This window comes from Mycobacterium sp. NGS27, assembly GCF_059813005.1.
This window is the reverse complement of sequence record NZ_JCALDT010000001.1, coordinates 244,453-267,103: the sequence shown is the minus strand read 5'-3', so window position 1 is coordinate 267,103 and position 22,651 is coordinate 244,453. Positions and strand designations below refer to the sequence as shown.

The 22,651-nt window shown below is 66.2% G+C and carries 22 protein-coding genes and 1 tRNA gene; 10 read left to right on the top strand and 13 right to left on the bottom strand.

What is annotated here, in order from left to right; genetic code table 11:
• Positions 1-27: 27 nt before the first annotated feature.
• A complete protein-coding gene (locus AC5Y30_RS01130) occupies positions 28-609 on the top strand; it encodes a rhodanese-like domain-containing protein (RefSeq protein ID WP_499915561.1) in 582 nt (193 codons plus the stop codon).
• 11 nt (positions 610-620) lie between these two features.
• Here the strand turns inward: AC5Y30_RS01130 and AC5Y30_RS01125 are convergent, their stop codons facing one another.
• The 11 genes from AC5Y30_RS01125 to AC5Y30_RS01075 are packed head-to-tail and all read right to left on the bottom strand — an operon-like array spanning position 621 to position 11,466.
• On the bottom strand, positions 621-1,118 hold the full coding sequence (locus AC5Y30_RS01125) for a CAP domain-containing protein (RefSeq protein WP_499915559.1): 498 nt from the start codon (positions 1,116-1,118) through the stop codon (positions 621-623).
• A gap of 14 nt (positions 1,119-1,132) precedes the next feature.
• Positions 1,133-1,756 (bottom strand): Rv1363c family protein, encoded by a 624-nt coding sequence (locus AC5Y30_RS01120; protein ID WP_499915558.1) that lies wholly within the window; start codon positions 1,754-1,756, stop codon positions 1,133-1,135.
• Positions 1,753-2,415, bottom strand: a complete 663-nt coding sequence (locus AC5Y30_RS01115; RefSeq protein ID WP_499915556.1) for an Rv1363c family protein — start codon at positions 2,413-2,415, stop codon at positions 1,753-1,755. Before AC5Y30_RS01115 ends, AC5Y30_RS01120 begins: the two co-directional genes overlap by 4 nt.
• A 16-nt stretch (positions 2,416-2,431) precedes the next feature.
• Positions 2,432-3,901, bottom strand: a complete 1,470-nt coding sequence (locus AC5Y30_RS01110; RefSeq protein WP_499915554.1) for an MCE family protein — start codon at positions 3,899-3,901, stop codon at positions 2,432-2,434.
• Positions 3,902-5,023: an MCE family protein gene (locus AC5Y30_RS01105; RefSeq protein WP_499915553.1), complete on the bottom strand. Its 1,122-nt coding sequence runs from the start codon at positions 5,021-5,023 to the stop codon at positions 3,902-3,904.
• Positions 5,020-6,381 carry an MCE family protein gene (locus tag AC5Y30_RS01100; RefSeq protein WP_499915551.1) on the bottom strand — a complete coding sequence of 454 codons (1,362 nt, stop codon included), beginning with the start codon at positions 6,379-6,381 and terminating at the stop codon, positions 5,020-5,022. The genes AC5Y30_RS01105 and AC5Y30_RS01100 overlap by 4 nt, the downstream gene beginning before the upstream one ends.
• Positions 6,378-7,559, bottom strand: coding sequence for an MCE family protein (locus tag AC5Y30_RS01095; RefSeq protein ID WP_499915550.1), 1,182 nt, complete (start codon positions 7,557-7,559; stop codon positions 6,378-6,380). The genes AC5Y30_RS01100 and AC5Y30_RS01095 overlap by 4 nt, the downstream gene beginning before the upstream one ends.
• Entirely contained in the window at positions 7,556-8,584 is a 1,029-nt protein-coding gene (locus tag AC5Y30_RS01090) for an MCE family protein (RefSeq protein WP_499915549.1), read from the bottom strand. The genes AC5Y30_RS01095 and AC5Y30_RS01090 overlap by 4 nt, the downstream gene beginning before the upstream one ends.
• Positions 8,581-9,849 (bottom strand): MCE family protein, encoded by a 1,269-nt coding sequence (locus AC5Y30_RS01085; RefSeq protein ID WP_499915547.1) that lies wholly within the window; start codon positions 9,847-9,849, stop codon positions 8,581-8,583. Before AC5Y30_RS01085 ends, AC5Y30_RS01090 begins: the two co-directional genes overlap by 4 nt.
• Before the next feature lie 4 nt (positions 9,850-9,853).
• Complete coding sequence (locus tag AC5Y30_RS01080) at positions 9,854-10,702, bottom strand: ABC transporter permease (RefSeq protein WP_499915546.1); 849 nt, start codon at positions 10,700-10,702, stop codon at positions 9,854-9,856.
• Positions 10,699-11,466 (bottom strand): MlaE family ABC transporter permease, encoded by a 768-nt coding sequence (locus AC5Y30_RS01075; protein ID WP_499915545.1) that lies wholly within the window; start codon positions 11,464-11,466, stop codon positions 10,699-10,701. Before AC5Y30_RS01075 ends, AC5Y30_RS01080 begins: the two co-directional genes overlap by 4 nt.
• Positions 11,467-12,088: 622 nt before the next feature.
• Between AC5Y30_RS01075 and stf0 the strand changes: the two genes are divergently transcribed.
• The 8 genes from stf0 to AC5Y30_RS01035 all read left to right on the top strand — a co-directional run bounded on the left by stf0 (position 12,089) and on the right by AC5Y30_RS01035 (position 20,211).
• Positions 12,089-12,892 carry a trehalose 2-sulfotransferase gene (gene stf0, locus AC5Y30_RS01070; protein ID WP_499915543.1) on the top strand — a complete coding sequence of 268 codons (804 nt, stop codon included), beginning with the start codon at positions 12,089-12,091 and terminating at the stop codon, positions 12,890-12,892.
• A 116-nt stretch (positions 12,893-13,008) separates the two neighbouring features.
• Positions 13,009-13,167, top strand: coding sequence for a hypothetical protein (locus AC5Y30_RS01065; RefSeq protein ID WP_499916797.1), 159 nt, complete (start codon positions 13,009-13,011; stop codon positions 13,165-13,167).
• A 20-nt stretch (positions 13,168-13,187) separates the two neighbouring features.
• Positions 13,188-14,291: a YeiH family protein gene (locus tag AC5Y30_RS01060; protein WP_499916699.1), complete on the top strand. Its 1,104-nt coding sequence runs from the start codon at positions 13,188-13,190 to the stop codon at positions 14,289-14,291.
• Between the two features lie 492 nt (positions 14,292-14,783).
• Positions 14,784-15,716 carry a cysteine synthase A gene (gene cysK / locus AC5Y30_RS01055; RefSeq protein WP_499915542.1) on the top strand — a complete coding sequence of 311 codons (933 nt, stop codon included), beginning with the start codon at positions 14,784-14,786 and terminating at the stop codon, positions 15,714-15,716.
• Between the two features lie 2 nt (positions 15,717-15,718).
• Positions 15,719-16,402, top strand: a complete 684-nt coding sequence (cysE, locus tag AC5Y30_RS01050) for a serine O-acetyltransferase (protein ID WP_499915540.1) — start codon at positions 15,719-15,721, stop codon at positions 16,400-16,402.
• 202 nt (positions 16,403-16,604) lie between these two features.
• Complete coding sequence (locus AC5Y30_RS01045; RefSeq protein ID WP_499915539.1) at positions 16,605-17,720, top strand: LLM class flavin-dependent oxidoreductase; 1,116 nt, start codon at positions 16,605-16,607, stop codon at positions 17,718-17,720.
• Positions 17,717-18,838 carry an LLM class flavin-dependent oxidoreductase gene (locus AC5Y30_RS01040; RefSeq protein WP_499915538.1) on the top strand — a complete coding sequence of 374 codons (1,122 nt, stop codon included), beginning with the start codon at positions 17,717-17,719 and terminating at the stop codon, positions 18,836-18,838. Before AC5Y30_RS01045 ends, AC5Y30_RS01040 begins: the two co-directional genes overlap by 4 nt.
• Positions 18,835-20,211: an NtaA/DmoA family FMN-dependent monooxygenase gene (locus tag AC5Y30_RS01035; protein WP_499915536.1), complete on the top strand. Its 1,377-nt coding sequence runs from the start codon at positions 18,835-18,837 to the stop codon at positions 20,209-20,211. Before AC5Y30_RS01040 ends, AC5Y30_RS01035 begins: the two co-directional genes overlap by 4 nt.
• A gap of 6 nt (positions 20,212-20,217) precedes the next feature.
• On the opposite strand, the gene AC5Y30_RS01030 is transcribed toward AC5Y30_RS01035, so the two are convergent.
• A tRNA-Asn gene (locus AC5Y30_RS01030) sits at positions 20,218-20,290 on the bottom strand.
• A 140-nt stretch (positions 20,291-20,430) separates the two neighbouring features.
• On the opposite strand from AC5Y30_RS01030, the gene AC5Y30_RS01025 reads away from it, so the two are divergent.
• Positions 20,431-20,709 (top strand): hypothetical protein, encoded by a 279-nt coding sequence (locus AC5Y30_RS01025; RefSeq protein ID WP_499915535.1) that lies wholly within the window; start codon positions 20,431-20,433, stop codon positions 20,707-20,709.
• Here the strand turns inward: AC5Y30_RS01025 and dnaG are convergent.
• A complete protein-coding gene (gene dnaG / locus AC5Y30_RS01020; protein WP_499915533.1) occupies positions 20,693-22,651 on the bottom strand; it encodes a DNA primase in 1,959 nt (652 codons plus the stop codon). The two genes, AC5Y30_RS01025 and dnaG, sit on opposite strands and share 17 nt — an antisense overlap.

Below are 22,651 nucleotides of genomic sequence, written 5' to 3'. Positions count from 1 at the left end.
GCGGCGCCCACGACGAGAGGAAACGCCATGAGCGCACCGACCGCTGACGCCATCACGTCGGCCGAGCTGCACGAGCGGCTCGAATCTTCTACCGCTCTGCGCATCGTCGACGTTCGGACACCCGCGGAGTTCGAGACGTCACACATACCCGGGTCCTATAACGTGCCCCTTGACGTACTGGACGCACACTCCCGTGAGGTCGCTCGGCTATTGGGTGGCGATCGGGAAGCCGTCCTGGTATGCCGTTCCGGACAACGCTCCACCAAGGCCCAAAACCTCTTGCGGACCGCGGGATTGAACGGCGGCCGCGTGCTGCAGAACGGAATCCTGGACTGGGAGAGCCAAGGCTTTTCGGTCGATCGTGGCGCCCAGCGATGGGACCTCGAGCGCCAGGTACGCCTCGTCGCGGGATCGGTCGTGCTTTCGTCCGTCCTCGGAAGCATCGTCGTCCCGCGACTCAAATGGCTGGCCGCCGGCATCGGCGGGGGCTTGACCTACGCCGCGCTATCCAACACCTGCGCGATGGCGACGATGCTCTCCAAATTGCCGTACAACCGCGGAGCAACGCTGGATGCCGAGACGGTTCTGTCTCGACTGGGCAGTCACTAGGCGGTCGCCGCTCAACGCTTGGGCGCGTCCGGCTGCCCGTACACCGCCACCACGACGGTGCGGTCAATGCTGTTGTCCGACCACACCCCGATGGTGGTGTTGGCGCAGTCGCGGATGATCGCCATGTCGTCGGGATTGTAGTACCACTGGTTGACCAGTTCCAGGCTGTTGATGGCGATCGCCGGGTTGATGGCCACCGTTTCGGCGGCCCTGCCGCGAAAGCCGGCGGCGTTGGCGCGGTCCTGCGGCGTGGAGCCGTCGGAACCGATGTCGCCGTTGATGTTTCGATTGTTCATCATGTCTTCGGCGTGCCATTCGGCGGCCAGGGTGAGGGCATTGTTCCTGATGACGTCATTCGTGCAGCCCGCCTGGTGCTGCAGGGTGTAGACGGCGGAGACGACCGCGCTGTTGAGCCGCTTGTTGTCGGCCCGCGCGACCGGAACCGCAACAACGGCCGTACCCAGGAGGATAACGCCGGCGGCCGCGCAACGGCGCACCGATAGTTCCATGGCCGACCCCCGGATTACGTGGGCTCGAAACGCGACACCAGCCACCGGCCGTCGACCTTGTCCAGGGTCACCCGCACGACGGGCTGGGTGTCGGTGGGAGCGCCCGCACCGATGGTCACCGTCTGGTCGACATAAACCAGGGCCACGGCGTGGTTCTCGGTCGCCGAAACACTGGCTGCCGCATTGGCTTTGGCCACCGAAGAGATGTGTTTCTCTTTTGCACCGGGCACCACGACCTGGCGGGTAAGCTCGCCGTAGGCGTCCTTGAACTCGCCGGTCAGCCGTTCGCGCGCCGCGGCGAGATCCTTGTCCACCGTGTCGGCGTGATAGGTCAGCAACGCGACCGTGTCGTCGCGGGCTGCCTGCACCGATTCGGTCCGGGCTTGTGCGAGATGGCCGGCTGCCCCCGCCGACCACTTGAGGTACCCCGCGCCAACCGTCAACGCCAATGCGAGCGCCGGCAAGATCCCGTAGGCGAAGACCCGTGACCACGCGATGTGGCGTTTTGCGCTCTTGGGCTCGGGCCGCACCTCGGCGGACGACTCGGCGGCATCCGATTCCTGTTGCGCCACTTCGGTTGCCGAGTCGGGTTCCTCGGCTGCTGTGTCGACGTTCACGTCGTCCTTCAATGTCGTCATGGCACGAACACCACGTTGGAGACTTTGGCGTCATCGCCGACCGATCGGACCTCGATTCGCATGCGCCATTCCCGCGGCGCCTCCTCGCCCCCGGCGGTGCGCGACTTCACCGCGACCGCCACCAGGACCTGGGCGGAGTCGCCGCGTTGGGATTCCAGTCCGGCATCGGTAACCGTCCCTTCTGATTTCGATTGCGCCGCCTTGACGACCTCTTCGAACGGCTTGGCCCGCTGCTCGAAGTCGTCCCGGAACGCACCGGTGGCCAGGTCGAGGATTCGCTGCACGTCGGCGTCGACCTGGGTGTAGTTGATCGTGGTGAGGTTCACCGCGCCCTGACGGGCGGTGGCGACGTACAAGTTCTGCCGCGCCTGGGTCTCGTGCTTCTGAAAGGCGCGGTAGCCGAGCCACCCACTCAGGCCGGCCAGGGTCGCCACAATGAGGCTGCCGGCCACCAGGGCCGATCCGGTGCGCGAAAGCCGCTGCCCTCGGATAGACTCGCGCCACCGCGCGAGCCGGCCCGCGGCTGGCCCCTGGAGACCGTCACCGTCTGCGGTGTAAAGCTTTTCAGCCCCTTCGGTTTCGGCCGCGTCGAGGTCCTCGGCGGCCTCGAGTTCCGTTGATTCGTCGACGTTTTCATCCGCCGGGGGTTTGTCCGCCATGGTGCTCCTTCAAACTCTAGGGTTGCGGGACGAGAAGTGATTGCCAGCTCTTGGCGCGGGGGTGCGCCAGGTCCGACTCGGTGTAGTGACGCCCGTCCGGGCCGATGTATTCACCGGTGGCGGGGTCGTAGGTCGCCACCGCTACGGGCGCGGGCGGTGGCGCGGTGCCCCGCGGCGGTGGTAGCCGCGGATCCTGGCCCGGCGGGTATAGCGGGACGCCCTGACCGCTGGTGGTGGCATTGGGGTCGCCTTTCCAGTTGTAGCCGTCGTTGAGCGGCACGTACTCCTCATCGCTTTCGCACAGTTCGACGGTGGGCGCCCGCTTCCACGGCTTGCTCTCACATGGAATGTTGCGCACGCCACGGACATTGAACTCCGAGTCCTGCGGTACCCGGCAAAACAGGTCCGCGGCCGGCCGGTCCGGCGCATCGACGCTGGCCGGTGAGCGCCGCTGCGCCGGCGGCAGGTATCCCGTCGTGCATGGCGGCGGCAGGTTGAGGTTGAGGTTGAAGTCCAGCTGGGCGCCCCGGTACTCCTGCTTGGTGTTCGAGCTCGGCACGATGATCGCCGCCATGGCCGCGATGCCCTGCGGCAGCAACACCAGGAGCTGTTCGATGTCGTGGCGGTAGACGACGGCGATGTCGCCGAGGCTCACCAGATTGGCGAACAGCACCGGCAGTGCCGGCGCCACGCGATCCAGCATCGCGCGACCTTCCTCGATGCCGGAAGTGCCTTGCGTCAACAGATCTCGTACCGCGGCATCCTGCGCCTTGAACTGCGCCATGACCGCCGCGGTGTGACCGGCCCACGCGGCGATCGCATCCGAGGTCCGCACCTGAGAGTTGAGTACCGGCGGCGACTGGTCGATCAGGGCGGCAAGCGGGTCGATGGTCCGGCCGCCCGCGACGGCCAGCGCGGTCGACCCATCGACGATGCGGGACAGTTCCGGTCCGAGGCCGCCGACCGCGCGGTTGGTCTCGTCGATCACCGTGCGCAGGTTGTCCCGCGGAATTGCTTGCAGCGCACGGTTGGTCATGTCGAGCAGGCGCCCGATGTCGACGGGAACGTCGACATGCCCGGCGGTGATGACGTCGCCGTCACGCAGTGCCCGGGAAGGTTGGCCGTCCTTGCCCGGCTGCGGCGTGAGCTCGATGTACTGCTCGCCGATCGCCGACCGGCTGTGCACCGACGCCTGCACCTCGGAGGGCACTTTGACCCCCGACCTCAAAGCCAGCACGGCGCGCACCCCGGTCGCGGTGACGCCGACCGACTTCACCTGTCCCACGTCGGTGCCGCGGTAGGTGACCACCGACGTCTCGTAGAGGCCACCCGATTGCGGCAGGTCAACCGTGACCTTGTACTCCCCGATTCCGAACAACGTGGCGGGCAGCTTCATGAAGTTGAATGCCATTGCGCCACAGGACACAATGGTTACCAGCGTCAGTATCGACAACTGGATCCACGTCCGCCGATTCAACCGCAGCATTCAGTATCCCCCGAAATGGTACGGATAGGTCAGTGGGTTGCCCCCGGTGACCGGGCTCGGCTGCATGCCGATGGTGCGGCCCCACTGGAGTTCGAGCTGGGTGAGGTTGCCTTCCCATCGCGACCCGGTGAACAGCCCTTGATCGATGCGGCTCAACGTCAAATCGACGACCAGCGTGAGGTTGGCGTAGTCGCCGCGGAACCAGTTCCGCACGGTGGATGCCGGCCACGGGTAGGTCGCCAGCCCGTCCAATCCTTTGGTGAGGGAGGGCCCGGCGTCGGCGAGCGACCGCAGCACGGGTGCGATGTTGCGCAGATTGTTCACCAGCGATTCCCTGCTCTGGTGAATGGTGTCGGCGGCGATCGCGCTGAACTTGCCGACCTGATCGATCGTGTCGGCGATCTTCGCGCGCTCCCTGGCCAACACGTCCAGCGCTTTGGGCACGGACGTCAACGCTTTGTCGACGACGCCGTCGTTGGCGGCGGCCTGGCCTGCCAGAGCGTTGAGGTTCTCGGCGGCGGCGATGATGTCGTCGGTCTGGTCGTTGGTGCGGGCGATGAACTCGTCGATTTGATTCAGCAGGCTGCGCATGTCGTTCTCACGGCCGGCGAACGCCTTGGCCACCGCCTGCGTGATCTCCTGCAGCTGGCCGATCCCCCCTCCGTTGAGCAGGATTGACACCGACGCCAACGTCTGCTCGGTGGTGGGATACAGACTCGCGCGCGACAGCGGGATGACCGACCCCGCTCTGAGTTGGCCGACCGGCCGCTCGTCCTTGGGCGGCGCCAGCTCGATGTGCATCGAACCGAGCAGGCTGGTCTGTCCGAGCTTGGCGGTCGAATTGGCCGGCAGGTGCACATCGCCATTGATCCGCATGGTTACCAACGCATGCCAATCTTGTAGCTCGATCTTGGTGACATTGCCGACGTTGACGTCGTCGACCCGGACCCGGGTGTTCTCCTGGATGGTGACCACATCAGGCATCTGTGCCTGAATCGTGTACGAGCCCGGACCCCCGCCCGCGGTGCCGGGCAGCCTGAACGAATTCAGGCCGCGCCAGCCGCACCCCGACAGGGCCGCAACGCATACCAGGCCGAGGGCAATGGCTAGCGCGCGCCTCATGATGGCCCCGTCGGAAGCATCAGGTTCTGCAGCACCTGGATCGAGTTGGACGTCGTGTTCGCGGGCGGCGCCTCGGCGGGCGGCGTCTGGTCGGCGGGTGACGGCTGGTCGGCGAGCGCCGGCTGCTCCGGGGGCGGCGGCGGGGAACCATCGGGCGGCGCGGGCGCGCCGGCCGGGGGCGTGTATCCGGGCCGCAGCCAGTCCTCGCTGTAGGTGATCTCGCTGGGCCGGGCCTGCGTTCCGACGAACGGGTTGATTCCCGCCGGGATGTAGTTGTAGATGCGGTTTTTGATGATCGGGTTGAGGTACTGCAGGCACAGTTTCGACACCCGGGCCAGGCGGGCCCGCGACGCCGCCTCGATCGAGCTGCAGATGAACTGCGGGATATCGGCGAAGTTGTTCAGCGCCAAGATGCCGGTCATCGCGCTCTGCGCAGGCTGGTAGATGTTCAGGAAATTCTGGAACACCGTCGGCGCGATGTGCAGGATCTGTTTGATATCGCCACGGCTGTCGTTGAGTGCCGTTGTGATGGAACCCAACCGGTCGAACGTGACACCCGCCGCTTCACGGTTCTCGGCCAGGAAGTCACGCACATCCGTGAGCGCGGTGTCCAGCGACTTCAGCGCGTTGCCGACTTCGTTGGGAGTGTTCGACAGCAGCGTCGTCACGCTCGCCAGGTTCTGGTTGAACGAGGCCAGCAGATCGCTGCTGGAATACAGTGCGGACACCAGGAGCTGCAGGTTGCGGACGGTGCTGAAAATGTCGTCGGCGTGGTCACCGAGCGCCGAGATCGCCTCGGACAGCTTGATCACGGTGTCGCGAGCGGTGTCTCCCTGGCCGCGCACATTGTCGGCCGTCGAGTCGATGAACTCGCCGACGGAGTTGACGCCGCCCGGCGTGCTGGGCTGCAGCGCATCGGTCAGCTTCTCCAGCTGCTTGCGGAAGTCATCCCATTCCACCGGAACCGCGGTGCGGCTCAGTGGGATCGAGGAGCCGGCGCTCAACTTGGGGCCGCCGGAGTACGCCGGGACCAGCTGAATTGCCCGCGAGGTCACCAGCGACGGCGACAGGATGGCGGCGCGGGCACCTGCCGGAATCGAATACTGCTTGTCGACCGAGAACGTCACCTTGGAGCTGGCCGGCTGGGGCTCGATCTTGTCGACCACGCCGACGGCGACCCCGAGGATGCGGATCTCGTCGCCGACGAACAAGCCATTGGCCTCCGCGAAATAGGCAGAATACGTATTCTTTTCGACGTCCTTCCACAGCTTGTTGCCGACCAGGAACGACGCCACGGCCAGCGTCAGGATCAGGCTGGCGGCGGTTGCTGTGCGCAGGGCTCCTCGACTGATGTTCATGGCGAATCGAAATCGTGCGGCGAGGGCGGCGGAATGGTGCGGACGGGCGGGGTGGACGGCGGGGGTGACGGCGGCTGGGACCACAGCGGCACCGGAGCGTTCTCCGGCGGCACGGGCGGGGTGCCGGTGGGCGGGTCGACCGCCTCCGACGGCAGCTTCTGGTTGGGGTCCAAGAACCGGTCGTACATGTCCGCATCGAGTATCGGGCCACCGATCTGGCCGGGGACCAGGTTGGCCACGTAGGCCTTGAAAAACGGTCCAGATCCCAGGCATTCGCCGAAGGACATCGCATAGCGCTTGAACTTGGGCAGCGTCTTCTGAATGTCTTCCTTGCGGTTGTCGAGGATCTCCAGCACACCGTTGAGTTTGTCGAGGGCGGGCTTGAGCTGGGTCCGGTTGTCGTTGACCAGACCGGAGATCTGGTGCGAAACCGCCGTGAGGTTGTTCATCAGGGCGTCCAGCGAATCTCGCTCGTCGAGTAGCGCGGCCAACAAAGCGTTGGAGTTCGCGACCAGGCCGGCGATCTGCTGGCTGCGCTTGCCCAGCACCGTCGACACCTTGTTGGCATTGCCCAGGAGGCTGCGCAGCTGCGCGTCGCGACCGTTGAGGGTGTCGGAGAACCGGGCGACACCCTCCAACGCGGGCCGGACGTTGGACGGGGTCTCTCTGAGCGTGTTGGCCAACGTCGTGAGGGCCGAGGACAGTTGGGCGGTATCCAGGCCGCTGATGGTGGTCGTCAAATCGCCCAGCGCGTCGGGCAGTTCATACGGCGAGGTGGTGCGTTCCAGTGGGATGGTGCCCGACAGTTGCCCGTTGCCACGCGGAGTCAGCTCGAGCATCTTGGCACCCAGGATCGTTTCGGTTTTGATCGCCGCCTCGGTGCGGTCGCCCAACTCGACACCCTTGCGCACGGTGAAGCCGATCCGGACCTTGGTGCCCTCCAGGCGAAGGTCGGAGACCCGGCCGACGCCCATGCCCGAAACCCGAACGGTATTACCAGGTTTGATGCCACCGGCCTCGGAGAAGTATGCCGCGTAGTCGTCGGTGTTCTTGATGAACGGCAGTTTGTTGTACTGGAAGGCGACGACGGTCACGCAGGCCAGGATGACGGTTCCCATCACACCCAGCACGAATGGGCTTTGCCGGCCTGCCGATTTCACCTTGGGTCGTCTGTTCATTGCGGCGTGCACCGCCCACTGGGCTGACCCAACAGTTTGACGAAGATCGGGTTGCCGCCCTTACCGTTCAGCTTGAGCAATACCTCGCAGAAATAGAAGCCGAAGTAGTCGCCGTTCAGGCCCTGCCGGGCGAGCACTTGGTAGATGTCCGGGAGATCCTTGAGGAGTTTGTCGACGTACTCTTTGTCGGAGAGAACCTGACCTGACACCCGATCCGTCTCGTGCACAACGTCTTTGATCGGCTGGCGGGACTGGGCGAGCAGATCGGTGATCGAGCCCGCCGCCGCATTGATGTAGGCGAGGCCGGTGGAGATGTCGTTCCTTCGCTGCGCCAGACCGTCTACCAGCTGGGCCAGCTTGTCCACGCCATCGGAGAACTCGTGGTCGCGCGTGGCGAAGGTGTGCAGGACGGTGTTCAGGTTGGTGATCAGCTGGCCGATCAGCTCGCTGCGCCCGGCCAGGGTCGAGGTCAAGATGGAGGTTTGCGACAGCACCGATGCCAGGGTTCCGCCCTGCCCCTGGAAGATCTGCAGCAGTTGGCCGGACAGGGCGTTGACCTGATCGGGGTCCAGCGCGCGGAACAACGGGCGGAAACCACCTATCAGTGCGTCGAGGTCGAGCGCGGGCGATGTCCGTGCCAGCGGAATGGTCGCCCCGGGCGGCAGCCGGCGCGGCGAGCCCGGGGTCTCCTCGAGAGCGAGGTAGCGATCACCGATCAGATTCTCATAGCGCACGACGGCCTTGGTGCCCTCGCTGAGGCGCACGCCCTTGTCCACAGCGAAATCGACGGTGACGGTGCCGTCCCGATGCAGATCGAGATTGCCGACCTTGCCGACTTCCACCCCGGCGATGCGCACGAAGTTGCCGGACTTCAGGCCGGAGATGTTGGTGAAGTTCGCGCGGTAGTCCGTGCGGTCCTCGAAGCGCAACTGACCGAACACCGCGATCAGCGCGAAGGTGAACAGCAGGCAGACCGCGGTGAAGATCCCGACCCGCAGGATGATGCTGGAGAGCTTTCTTCTCATGGCGGCGGCTGTCCCCCGCGCCAGAAGTAGCGCGGCGCTTCCGGCGGGTTCTTGGTGGTCGGGAACCAGTTGGCCCACCACGGATTACCCGCGGCCACGTTGGTGCGGATCTCGTTCGGGGCCGCCCCCCAGCCGGTATCGGTGACCAGCGCGCGCACCGGAAAGTTCGCGCTGGGATCGGGTAGCGAACCGCAGCTGGGCCTGCCGCCCGGGCCACCGGTCGCGTTGACCTTCGGCAAGTGCTTCGGAAAGCGGTATGGGTCGTCGCCGAAAAGCAGGGCAGAATCCAGGATCACGGAATAGCCATTGCCGCCCAGCGCGTCTCGGCCACCGTGGTCGACGTACCATTGCGCACCCTGGAAAAGGCACGTGTAGGTCGGCGAGTATTTCGCCAACAGGGCCATGGTCGGGTCGAGCAGGTTCATGGACCGCACGATGTTCGATTCGTTGCGGCCGATCACGTTGATCCCGGTCTGGCTGAAGCCGATCGCCGACAGCAACAACGAGTCCAGCGAGCGCTGGTCGTCCGTGATGGTCGTGCTGGTCGTCGTCGCGGAATCCAGGATGGACAAGATGTTCTGTGCCGCATCGGAATAGATGGCGGTGGTTTTGCCGAACAACCGCCAGTCCTTGCCGATGGTGTCCATGCGCGGATTGACTGCGAGAAGTACGTTATTCGCATCGGTGATCGCCTGTCCGATTCGATCGCCCTTGCCGCGCACCGATTGCGCGAATGCCGACAAAATCGAGTTCAGCTTGGCCGGGTCGAGGGCCTGGACCACCGACTGCAGATTCTCGAACACCGTGTTGACTTCCACGGTGACATTGCGTGAGCGCAGCAGCGCGCCGGGCTTCAGCGACGTGGCGCTGGGATGGTCGGGAACGATCAGATCGACGTATTTGGAGCCGAACGCGGTGGTCGACTTGATCTCGGCCTCGAGGTTGCTCGGCAGATACCTGAAGGCGTCCGGTTGTATCTTCAGCTGCAGCCGAGCCGTTTTCACGTCGGTGCCGATCGACGCGACCTGGCCGACCTGGACACCGCGCAGCTTAACTTTGGCTCCGTCCTCCATCACCAGCCCGGCACGGTCCGACACCAGCGTGAGCGGGACGAAAGTTTGGAGTTTTCCCGAGAACGAGGCGGCGGTCAGCGCGATCAGACCGCCGATCAGGATGAACAGCGTGGGAGCCCACCATATCGGGTCAATCTTGCTGCTGCGGGTCCTGTTTCGCTGGGATGACCCGTCGACCCTGTGATTGCTCATCCGGTCATCCCGACAGGTTGAAGTTGCCGGACTGCCCATAGACGGACAGCGAGATCATCAGGCACACGAACGCCGTGACGATCATCGATGACCGCACAGACCGCCCAACCGCTTCCCCGACGCCCGCCGGGCCACCTGTAGCGGTGAAGCCATAGTAGGTGTGCACCACCATCACGCCGGCCGCCATGGTGAGCGCCGCCAAGAACGACCAGAACAGGTCGGTGGGGCGCAAAAAGGTTGCGAAGTAATGCTCGTAGACGCCGCGCGACTGCCCGTACACGTAGATGGTGAGGAACTTCGCCGCGACGAACGACATCAGGACCGCGACGGCGTAGAGCGGAATGACGACCAGGATGCCGGCAATGATCCGGGTGGACGCCAGATAGGTGACCGCACGGATGCCCATGACTTCCAGCGCGTCGATCTCCTCGTTGATGCGCATCGCGCCCAGTTGCGCGGTCGCTCCGGCACCGATCGTGGCGGCCAGCGCCAGACCGGCGGTGCAGGGTGCGATCATCCGGACGTTCAAGAACGCCGAGAGGAACCCGGTCAACGCTTCGACGCCGATGTTGGACAGCGTGTCGTAGCCCTGCACCGCGACGAGGGCGCCGGTGGTCAGTGTGAGAAAGCCGATGATGCCGACCGTGCCCCCGATGACGGCCAATGCGCCTGTGCCCATGCCCATCTCGGCGATCAGCCGCAGCAGTTCTCCCGGGTAACGCCGTATCGCATCGACGGTGGCGGTCAGCGATCGCCCGTAGAACGCGGTCTGCTCGCCCAGCTTGCGGGTGGAATCCGTCAGCCGGGGGCCGAGGGTGACGAACCACGACGGCTCGCGCGCTGCATCGGTCATTTGGCCGTCACCTTCACCCCGAGCGCGGTGGTCAAAATGTTGATGAAGAACAAAGCCATGAACGAGAAGACGACGGTCTCGTTCACCGCGTTACCGACGCCGGTCGGGCCACCGCCCACCGACAAGCCCTTGTAGCAGGCGATCAGTCCGGCCGACAGCCCGAACAGGGTCGCCTTGATCAGCGAGATCACCACCTGCGGCAGCCCGGTGACCAATGTCATTCCGGCGATGAACGCACCGGGCGTGACGTGCTGGACGAATACCACGAAGATGTAGCTGCCGGTCAACCCGGTCACCGCCACCACCGAGTACAGCAGGACCGCAACGAACGTCGCCGCGATGATGCGCGGAACCACCAGCGCCTGAACAGGATTGACGCCGATCACCTTCATCGCGTCGATTTCCTCGCGAATGGTGCGCGCACCCAGGTCCGCGCACATGGCCGTCGACCCGGCACCCGAGACGACCATCGCCGTGACGACGGGTCCGACCTGGGTCACCGAGGCCAGCCCCGCACCGGCACCCGAGAGATCGCCCGCACCGATTTCCACGAGCAGGATGTTGAGGACGAACACGATGAGCACCGTGTACGGAATGGACAACATGATGGTCGGAAAGATGGAAACGCGGGCGACGAACCAAATCTGCTCGAGGACTTCACGCCACGCCCAGGGCCCGCGCACCGCCGCCACCAATGCCTCGGCGCTGAGCAGAAAGAATTGGCCCAGCGCATTCATGGGCTTCGCGAGGGTCGCCGCGTTCACGCCGCTTACCCAACCCAATGGCGGTCGTTGGCTCAACCCGACCCCCATTTTCGTAACAGCGCTTATGCGTTCGTAATTCGCCGGCCCTAAAAGCGCAACGGCACTGTTTACCTGCGCCGCTTCTGTTCGAGCGCACTAGATGAGGCAATGTACAAGCAAACCGACGCTCGGCGTCAGGTTTGCAATCAACACGAGGAAATCTGGGTAACGCGCCCCGAGCCTCGGTCGATATTGCTATCGCCCACGGAGATCGGCAGGCCGTTAGCCTGCGTGATGGTTCGCACCGGGCCCGATGCGGCGGCCGGCCAGCAGCGGCCGGCGGTCGGACCTGCGCACGATCGGTGGGGCACGCAGGCGGTGGGACAGCCCTTCGGGAGATTCCGGGCATCCGGCCGAAATAATCAGTGGCGCAGCACTTTTCCAGGATCCACGGCATTCACCGCGTGCGCGGCGTTCCGTCCGCTCCGAAACCAGATGAGCATCCACGGCCACCGTCCCGTTCGGCTGTCGTCGCCGAACGCCACAGTTCGGGTAAGTCCGTTTCGATACAAGGGTTTGCGTCAGCCTGACCGTAATCGCGCTACCCCGGCTAAGGATTGAAGGTTCTGGATACACTCTGCCGGTGACAAGTAGGCCGTCGTCATATCTGGTGTTGGCGTCGCAGCGCAGCGGCAGCACACTGCTCGTCGAGTCGCTGCGCGCCACCGGCGTGGCCGGCGAGCCACAGGAGTTTTTTCAATACCTCCCCTCCACCAGCCAGTCCCCGCAGCCGCGGGAGTGGTTCGCGGGCGTCGAGGACGAGTCGATCCTGAGCCTGCTCGATCCGCTGGACGTCGGGACGCCGGACCTGGCACCCCCCGAGATCTGGCGTGCCTACATTCGTACGGTCGGACGCACACCGAACGGGGTGTGGGGCGGCAAGCTGATGTGGAATCAGACGCCGCTGCTGCTGGCCCGTGCCAAGAACCTGCCGGATCGAAGCGGCGAGGGCCTGTTGGCGGCGATCACCGATGTGGTGGGCGAGCAGCCGCTGCTGATCCACGTCTACCGGCCCGATGTGATCTCACAGGCGGTGTCGTTCTGGCGAGCCGTGCAGACGCGGGTCTGGCGAGGCAGGCCCGACCCGGTGCGCGACGCGCGCGCCACCTATCACGCCGGGGCGATCGCCCACGTGGTCAGCATGCTGCGCGCGCAAGAAGAGGGCTGGCGAAACTGGTTCGCCGAAGAAGACATCAAGCCCATGGACATTTCGTATCCGGTGTTGTGGCGCAACCTGACCCAGGTGGTGGGATCCATTCTCGAGGCTCTGGGGCTGGACCCACAGCTGGCGCCCGATCCGGTGTTGGAGCGCCAGGCCGACCAACGCTCCGACGAATGGGTGGACCGCTACCGTGCCGACGCCGAGAAGCTCGGCCTGCCAACCTGATCGAGCGGCATAGCTAAATTCAGCCCGAGCCAATCACTTGGATTCAGCGGCGGCGGACACCACACTCAACGGGTGCCGCCGACGGACGCCGCCATCGGCGCTGAGGAGAGATCATCGTGGGTGAAGACGTGCCAATCGACGACCCCGACGCCCGGCCGGGCCCGGACTGGGCCGCCCGGCTCGGTTCGGTGTCGGTGGACTGGTGGGCGACCGCGGTGGCGGGCGTGATCGTCGCGTTGGCCGTGGCCGACGTGCTCCCGAAGATTCCCTGGTGACCGCCGTGAGCACCGTTCAAATGCGGCCCGACGAGACGTCGGCCGAAGCCACGTTCACCAGCACCCGTCCGCTCGACTATGTACCCGGCGTCCTGCTCCTGATCGGCGTCGGGGTGTTGGGCAAGTACGCCCAGATCTGGTGGAACGCCCTGGCCAAGCACGAGCACTGGACCGTGCCCGACATCGAATACGTGTTGTGGGCGATCGTGATTGGGCTGCTCATCACCAACACCATTGGCCTGCACCGGATCTTTCGTCCCGGTGTGCTGACCTACGAATTCTGGCTCAAGGCCGGGATCGTGGCGCTCGGCTCGCGATTCGTGCTGGGCGACATCGCCAAACTCGGCGGAATCAGCCTGGTGCAGATCCTGGTGGACATGACCATCGCCGGAACGATCATCATCGTGGTGGCCCGCGCGTTCGGGTTATCGGGCAAGCTGGGCTCGCTGTTGGCCATCGGCACGTCCATCTGCGGGGTGTCGGCAATCGTGGCGGCCAAGGGCGCGATCCGGGCCCGCAACTCCGACGTCAGCTACGCGATCGCCGCGATCCTGGCACTGGGAGCGGTGTCACTGTTCGTGTTGCCGCCCCTAGGACATGCGATCGGTCTGAGCGACCACGAATTCGGTTTGTGGGCAGGGCTTTCCGTGGACAACACCGCCGAAACCACCGCCACCGGATACCTTTACTCCGACCATGCCGGCAAGATCGCGGTGCTGGTGAAGTCGACCCGCAACGCGCTGATCGGGTTCGTGGTGCTGGGCTTCGCGCTGTTTTGGGCGGCTCGGGGGCAAGCCGACGAAATCGCGCGGGGCGCCACGGCCAAGGCCGCGTTCATCTGGAACAAGTTCCCGAAATTCGTGCTCGGTTTCCTGGTGGTGTCGGCGATCGCCACCGCGGGCTGGCTGACCAAGGGCCAAACCGCCAACCTCGCCAACGTGTCGAAATGGGCGTTTCTGCTGACCTTTGCCGGCGTGGGGCTCAACACCGATATGCGTCAGATCGCGCGCACCGGTTGGCGTCCGCTCGTGGTCGCGGTCATCGGGCTCACCGTCGTCGCCACCGTCTCGCTCGGCATCGTGTTGCTGACGTCACGCGTATTCGGCTGGGGCGCAGCAGCCTAAGGGTCGGCGCGCAACCGCGTCGCGCTCTCCGCCCGGCTGGCCGCGTTCGGCAAACGGCTGCGCAACGGGGCGTCCCGCTGTCTACGCGACGGCCCCTGGGCGGCGTCGCGACCAGGTGACCTCCCGCCCACCGCCGCCGGGGCCCGCGCCGCATGAAGACGGAATAAGTCCTGGCCAGAGGTCTATAGCCGGGCCGAGCCAAACGACCGACCAGGCCCGATGCCCTATAGTGGTGACATGCAACGCCCCGCACAACCGCGCTTTGTCCCGTCGCGCTACCTTGCCGTGGACTGCTGTTGCTGTTGTTGTTGAATTCCTCGGGTCCCCGGCGGCGCGGAAACAGTTTGCGATCTGCGCGGACGCGTGCTCACGGGCGAGGCGTAGCAGCGCATCAACCCGGTGGCGCTAGCCATCCCCGCCGAGATGAACATAGAGTTCGATATTAGCTGGCAGGCCCAGGCCTGGTCCTACGTCGTTGGAGACAATAGGTAGATGAGCATCGCGGAGAACGTCACGCAACTGATCGGTAACACCCCGCTGGTCCGGCTCAACCGGGTCACCGAAGGTGCGGTCGCCGACGTCGTCGCCAAGCTGGAGTACTTCAACCCGGGCAACAGCGTCAAGGACCGCATCGGCGTCGCGATGATCGACGCGGCCGAACAGGCGGGCCTCATCAAGCCGGACACGATCATTCTCGAGCCGACGAGCGGGAACACCGGCATCGCCCTGGCGCTGGTGGCCGCGGCCCGTGGCTACCGCTGCGTGCTGACCATGCCCGAGACCATGAGCGTCGAGCGACGAATGTTGTTGCGCGCCTTGGGCGCCGAGATCGTCTTGACGCCCGGCTCCGAGGGCATGCCGGGCGCTATCGCCAAGGCCGAGGAACTGGCCAAAAGCGACCAACGGTATTTCGTGCCACAGCAATTCGAGAACAAGGCCAACCCCGCGATCCACCGCGCCACCACCGCGGAGGAAGTGTGGCGCGACACCGACGGCAAGGTCGACATCTTCGTCGCCGGTGTGGGCACCGGCGGCACCATCACCGGCGTGGCGCAGGTGATCAAGGAACGCAAGCCTTCAGCACAATTCGTCGCCGTGGAGCCGGCCGGGTCGCCGGTGCTGTCCGGCGGGCAGAAAGGGCCGCACCCCATCCAGGGCCTGGGCGCCGGGTTCGTCCCGCCCGTGCTCGCGATGGATCTGGTCGATGAGGTGATCGCCGTCGGCAACGAGGAGTCCATGACCCTGGCCCGGCGGCTGGCCGCCGAGGAGGGATTGCTGGTCGGAATCTCTTCGGGGGCGGCGGTGGTCGCCGCGCTGCAGGTGGCCCGCAGGCCCGAGAACGCTGGGAAGCTCGTCGTCGTGGTGCTACCCGACTTCGGCGAGCGGTACCTCAGCACGCCGTTGTTCGCCGACCTGGCAGATTAATCGTGCTCGAAGCCATACGACGGGACATCCGGGCGGCCAAGGAGCGCGATCCGGCCGCTCCGACCACGCTGCAGGTGGTCTTCGCCTACCCGGGCGTGCACGCCATCTGGTGCCACCGCATCAACCACTGGCTGTGGCGGCGCGGTGCAAAGCTGGCCGCGCGTATCACCGCCGAAATCACCCGGATTCTGACCGGCGTCGAAATCCATCCCGGTGCCGTCCTGGGCCCCGGCCTGTTCATCGACCACGCGACCGGTGTGGTGATCGGTGAGACCGCCGAGGTGGGCGAGGACGTGACCCTCTACCACGGCGTCACGCTCGGCGGCAGCGGCAGGGACACCGGAAAACGACACCCCACCATCGGTGACCGGGTGATCATCGGCGCCGGAGCCAAGATTCTGGGCGCGATCAAAGTCGGCGACGACAGCCGCATCGGCGCCAATGCCGTGGTGGTCAAGGAGGTTCCGTCGAGCTCCGTGGTCATCGGGGTGCCCGGACAGGTCATCAGCCGCAGCCGTCCAGGCAGCCCGGACGACTCGATGATGCCGGACCTCGTCGGCGTCAGCCTGCAATCGCTGCTGACCCGCGTGACCCGACTCGAAGCCCAAGCGGACGGCTCCCAAACCAATCACGTCATCAGGCCGCCGGAAGCCGGTGTCTGGCATGGCGAGGATTTCTCCATCTGAAAGATGGCTCAGCTCAACACGGTCTGATGGGCGGTATTGGCCAGCCTGCACCGAACCGTGCTCGCCGCGTTCGGCGTCCTTGAGCTCGGCGAAGTATTACTCACGCTGAACATAACGCGCCCGTGGAATGCATCGCCGCCCGCAGCGTTGCACAGTGAGTTATGACCACGCTGCGTGACGGTGTGACTTTCCAGGAGCACCCATGACCGAGCTGCATCTGGCGGTGGGGCTGGATGGCTACGGTTGGCACCCCCAGGCGTGGCGATACGCGTTCGCGCACAACGCGACCGGTGGCGGCCAACTCAGCGGTCGCTATTGGGCCGCGCTGGCCGCCACCGCCGAACGTGGACTGCTGGACTTCCTCACCATCGACGACAGCCTGGACGCACAACCCGGGCACCGTGCCGAAATCTCCCCGCGGCGCCTGGCGGGACGCGCCGATGCCACGCTGGTGGCCGCCCGGATCGCGCCGGCCACCCGACACATCGGCTTGATTCCCGTCGCGACGGTCACACACACCGAGCCGTTCCACGTCTCGAAAGCGATTGCGACACTGGACCATATCTCGCATGGCCGCGCTGGCTGGCAGATTCGGGTAAGCCCGACGGCGCACGAAGCGGCGCTGTTCGGCAGGCGGCCCGCCCCCGACGGCGACGCACTGTTCGACGAAGCGTCCGACGCCGTCGAGGTGGTGCGCCGTCTCTGGGACAGCTGGGAGGACGACGCCGTCATCCGTGACGTTGCAACCGGCCGCTACATAGACCGCGACAAGCTGCATTACATTGACTTCGCCGGAAAATACTTCTCGGTCAAGGGACCGTCGATCACCCCGCGGCCGCCTCAGGGCCAACCGGTGGTGACGGCGCTGGCACACGCCGACTACCATTTCGCCGCCGCGAACGCTGACCTGGTCTTCATCACCCCGCGCGACGAGCGCTCGCTGCGTGCGATCGTGGCCGAGGTCGGCCTCGCGCAGCGCGCCGCGGGCCGGAGGATCCTGGTCTACGCCGATCTGGTGGTGTCGCTGGCCGACGACCCGTTGGCACCGGCGGCGGCCCTCTCGTCCGACGCGCACGTATTCACCGGCAACACAAGCGATCTGGCGGAGCTCCTGCTCGCCTGGCAGGACGCCGGGGTAGACGGGGTGCGGCTGCGGCCCGCGATCAACGCCGTCGACCTGCCCGCAATCGTCGACGACCTGGTGCCGCGACTGCAGCACGCCGGCCGGTTCCGCAGCGGCTACCGCGACGGCGAAACACTGCGCGAACGCCTGGGTCTGGCGCCGGCGCCGAACCGCTACGCGGCGGTCCCGTCATGACCGTCACTCCCCTGTCGATCCTCGACCTCGCACCCATCAGCGCCGGCAGCGACGCCGCGACGGCACTGCGCAACACCATCGACCTGGCCCAGCACGCCGAGCGCTGGGGCTACCGGCGCTACTGGCTCGCCGAGCACCACTTCGTCGCGGTGGCCAGCTCGTCACCCGTGACGCTGATCGGCCAAATCGCCGCGGCCACAGAACGAATCCACGTCGGGTCGGCGGCGGTACAGGTGGGCCACACGACGGCAGTTGCCGTGGTGGAGAGCTTCGGCATCCTCGACGCGCTTTATCCCGGCCGCATCGACATGGGGCTGGGCCGGTCCGGGCAGCGGCGCCAAGAGGCGGCCACCTCGTCTCCGGCCGTATCCGAACGTGCGCCCACGCCCTGGCGTGAGGTAGCCGGGGTTGTGATCCCCGCGCCCTTCGACCAGACGCCGCTGATGAAAAGCGACCGGATCCGGGCTCAGGGCTCCGTCCTCGCTCAACCGTGCGCGCAACCCCCGGACTTCGCCGACCAGCTGGCAGACATCGAGGCGATGCTGGACGGCACCTATACCGTCAATGGCCATGAACTGCACGTCGTCCCGGGCGAGCACGCCCAGTTGACGCCATGGATCTTCGGCAGCACCAAGGGCCAGAGCGCCGAAGTGGCCGGTGCGCGTGGGCTTCCGTTCGTCGCGAGTTACCACATCACCCCGGGCACCGCGATCGATGCGATCACCGCGTACCGCAACGCATTCCGACCGTCCGCCCGGCTATCCGAGCCGTATGTCGTGGTCTCGGCCGACGTCGTGGTCGCCGAGGACAGCGCGACCGCACGCCACCTCGCGTCCGGTTACGGTCGCTGGGTGCATTCCATCCGCAGTGGGCACGGCGCCATCCCCTACCCGGATCCCGACTTCTGCCAACCCTTGACCGAGGACGAGCAGGCGTTGGTGGCAGACCGCACCGCAACACAATTCGTCGGCAATCCGGACGAGGTCGCCGATCGGCTCGACCTGCTGCGCCGGGTCACCGATGCCGACGAACTGGTGATCACCTCCGTGACGCACCGGCATGTCGACCGGTTGCGCTCGCATGAACTGATCGCGAAACGATGGGGATTGACCGGATGATCGTTCGAGAAGCTGGGCGCCGCAAGCAGATTCATTTGGGTGCGCACTTTCCAGGGGTGAACAACACCACGGTGTGGTCCGATCCGAGCGCGGGTAGCCAAATCGCGTTCGAATCGTTTGTGCACCTGGCGAAGTCAGCCGAACGGGGACTGTTCGACTTCTTCTTCCTAGCCGAGGGCCTGCGGCTGCGTGAGCATCGCGGCAAAATTCACGACCTCGACGTCGTCGGCAGGCCGGACACCTTCACGGTGCTGGCCGCGCTCGCCGCGGTCACCGACCACCTCGGCCTCGCCGGCACCATCAACACCACGTTCAACGAACCCTACGAGGTGGCAAGGCAATTCGCGACGCTGGACCACCTGTCCGACGGGCGGTCGGCCTGGAACATGGTCACCTCCTCGGATGCGTTCACCGGGGAGAACTTCCGGCGCGGCGGGTTTCTCGCCCATGCTGACCGCTATCGCAGAGCCGAGGAGTTCATCGCCGTGGCGCGGCGGTTCTGGGACAGCTGGGCGCCCGAGGCAGTGGCCGCCGACGTCGACGCCGGAGTCTATGCGGATCCGGCCCTCATCGGAAGCATCGAACACGACGGTCCGCAATTCCGCGTCCGCGGCGTCGCCTCGCTGCCCGCCGGACCGCAAGGCCATCCGGTGCTCCTGCAGGCCGGCGACTCCGACGACGGTCGCGACTTCGGCGCCAAGCACGCCGACGCCCTGTTCACGCTGCACGGGTCGCTCGAGGCGGGCCAGCGCTACTACGCCGACGTGAAGGGCCGTGCCGCGGCCTATGGGCGGGACCCCAACCAGCTCAAGGTGCTGCCCGGCGCGACGTTCGCGCTGGGCGACACCCCCGCCGATGCGCAGGACAACGCCCGTCATATCCGCGAGCAGCAGGTCAGCGGTCCGACCGCGATCGCGTTCCTCGAGCAGGTGTGGGGTGTGGACCTTTCGTCTTACGACCCCGACGGGCCGCTGCCGGCCGTCGAGCCCGTGGAGAACCCGAACATCACCCGGGGGCGGGTCCGGCACGGCGACCCCCGGAAGGTCGCCGAAACCTGGCGCGCCCGAGCCGAAGCCGAGCACCTGTCGATCCGCGAGTTGATCATCGAAGTGACCAGCCGCCAGCAGTTCGTCGGGACTCCGGCGCAGGTGGCCGAGGAGATCGATCGCTATGTGCAGTCGGATGCCTGCGACGGCTTCATCCTGGTGCCGCACCTGACGCCGCACGGCCTCGACGAGTTCGTAGACAGGGTGGTCCCGCTGCTGCAGGAGCGGGGCAGCTTCCGTACCGAATACCGCGGCCACACGTTGCGCGAGCATCTGGGCTTGTTGCCCACCCCGGGGCAGACGGCGCATCAGGCCGCCGTCGGCTGAGAAATGCTCCCCCGCCTGGACTCGAACCAGGAACCCTTCGGTTAACAGCCGAATGCTCTGCCAATTGAGCTACAGGGGACTAACCCGATCGCGGGACGACTCTAGCGTACTGGCACGACCGCACCCAACTAGCGTGGACCGCCTCGATCGCCTGCGCGGCGCAGCGCGTCGGCCGCCGGTGAGGCAGGATGGAAGCCATCGATCGTCGGGAGGAACGTTTTGATCCGGTATGTCGTGGTGCTTGGACTGGGTTACGTGCTGGGCTCGAAGGCCGGGCGTCGCCGGTACGAGCAGCTGGTCGGCACTTATCGCGCGCTGACCAGCAGTCCGGTGGCCAAGTCGATGATCGAAGGGGGACGGCGCAGGGTCGCCAATCGGATCTCCCCCGACGCCGGTTTTGTCACGCTGACGGAGATCGACGACCAGACGGCCATCATGGAACGTGACGTCGCCGGCTCGGCCGACGCCGCGCTGGCACCGTCTAATCGCCGCCGCTAGCCTGCTCCAGCAGGCTGCGACGGTAGGACTCCATCGCCACCAGGTCGCCGAATAGGGCGTGGTACTCGTCGCCCTGGTCGATCGGGGACATGCGCTGCAGCTTTGACTTGACTTCGGCGATCTGGCGGCCCATCCACACCTCTTGCAGCCGGGCCAGGACACCGCCGATGTAGCGCGGCAGCTTCTCCTCGTCGACCTGGATGGCCTCGACGCCCAGCTCGCTGGCGAGGCCGGCCGTCAGGGGCGACGAGGCCTGATCACGCACCGCCTCGATCCACTGCGCGCCCGTGACACCGCTCGACGTACCGCCCGCGGTCTCGATGGCCGCGCGGATGGCCGCGTACCCGGGATGGGTGAAACTTTCGACGGTCAGCGTGTCGAACACCGGCCCCGCGAACGCCGGGTACTGCAGGGCCGCCTTGAGCGCCTCCCGTTGTGGCCACAGGGTGGGGTCGCGCGGGTCTGGACGGCTGGCGGCGGCGGCCTGGGTTGCGTCCGGCGCCGGCTCGGCCACGCGGCGGGAAGCCCTGGGCGCAGAACCGCCGCGGGCCTGGGTGTTGGTGGACTTCGCCTGGCTGCGCACCCGGTCGATGACCTGCGCGACGTCGTCCCAGCCGACCCAGCCCGCGAGCTGACGGGCGTACTCGTCGCGCAGGGTGGGGTCCTTGATCTGGCTCACCATCGGCACGCAGCGGCGCAGCGCGGCGACACGGCCCTCGGCGCTGTCCAGATCCATCTCGGCGAGCGCGGAACGAATCGCGAATTCGAACAGCGGCGTTCGCCGCGCCACCAGGTCGCGCAGCGCGCCGTCGCCGGACTTCAGCCGCAGATCGCACGGGTCCATGCCGTCCGGCGCGACGGCCACGAACGACTGCCCCGCCAGGTTTTGCTCGCCGCCGAAGGCCTTCAGCGCGGCGGCCCGCCCGGCCGCGTCACCGTCGAACACGTAGATCAGTTCGCCGCGAAAGAAGCTGTCGTCCATCATCAGTCGGCGCAGCATGGACAGATGCTCGTCGCCGAACGCGGTGCCGCACGAGGCGACGGCGGTGGTGACCCCGCTCAGATGCATCGCCATCACGTCGGTGTAGCCCTCGACGACGACCGCCTGGTGCCCCTTGGCGATGTCGCGTTTGGCCAGGTCGATGCCGAACATCACGTTGGACTTCTTGTACAGCAGCGTCTCGGGCGTGTTGATGTACTTGGCTTCCATCGGATCGTCGTCGAACAACCGCCGGGCACCGAAGCCGATCACCTCGCCGGCGGAACTCCGGATGGGCCACAACAACCGGCGGTGAAAGCGGTCCATCGGTCCTCGGCGTCCCTGCCTCGACAGGCCGGCCGCTTCCAGTTCTTTGAACTCAAAACCCTTGCGCACCAAGTGTTTTGTCAGCGAATCCCAGCCCGACGGTGCAAAGCCGCAACCGAAGTGACGGGCCGCGCCGGCGTCGAAGTTCCGCTCGGCCAGGTACTGCCGGGCCGGAGCGGCCTCGTCGGATTCCAGCGCCGCCGCATAGAATTCCGCTGCCGCGGCGTTGGCCGCGACGAGCCGGCTGCGGCTACCGCGGTCGCGCTGGACGCTGGTTGCTGAGCCGGAGTAATTGATGGTGTGGCCGATCCGGTCGGCCAGCAGCTCGACGGCCTCGACGAAGCTGACGTGTTCGATCTTCTGGATGAACGCGTAGACGTCGCCCCCCTCGCCACAGCCGAAGCAGTGAAAGTGGCCGTGGTTGGGGCGGACGTGAAACGACGGCGACTTCTCGTCGTGAAATGGGCACAGGCCTTTGAGCGAATCGGCGCCGGCGCGCCGCAATTGGACGTAATCGCCGATGACTTCGTCGATGCGCACCCGTTCGCGGATGGCCGCGATATCGCGGTCGGGAATCCGGCCGCGACCCCGGGAACGGCCATCGCCCTCGGCGCGTGAACCTGCCGGGCTTGACAT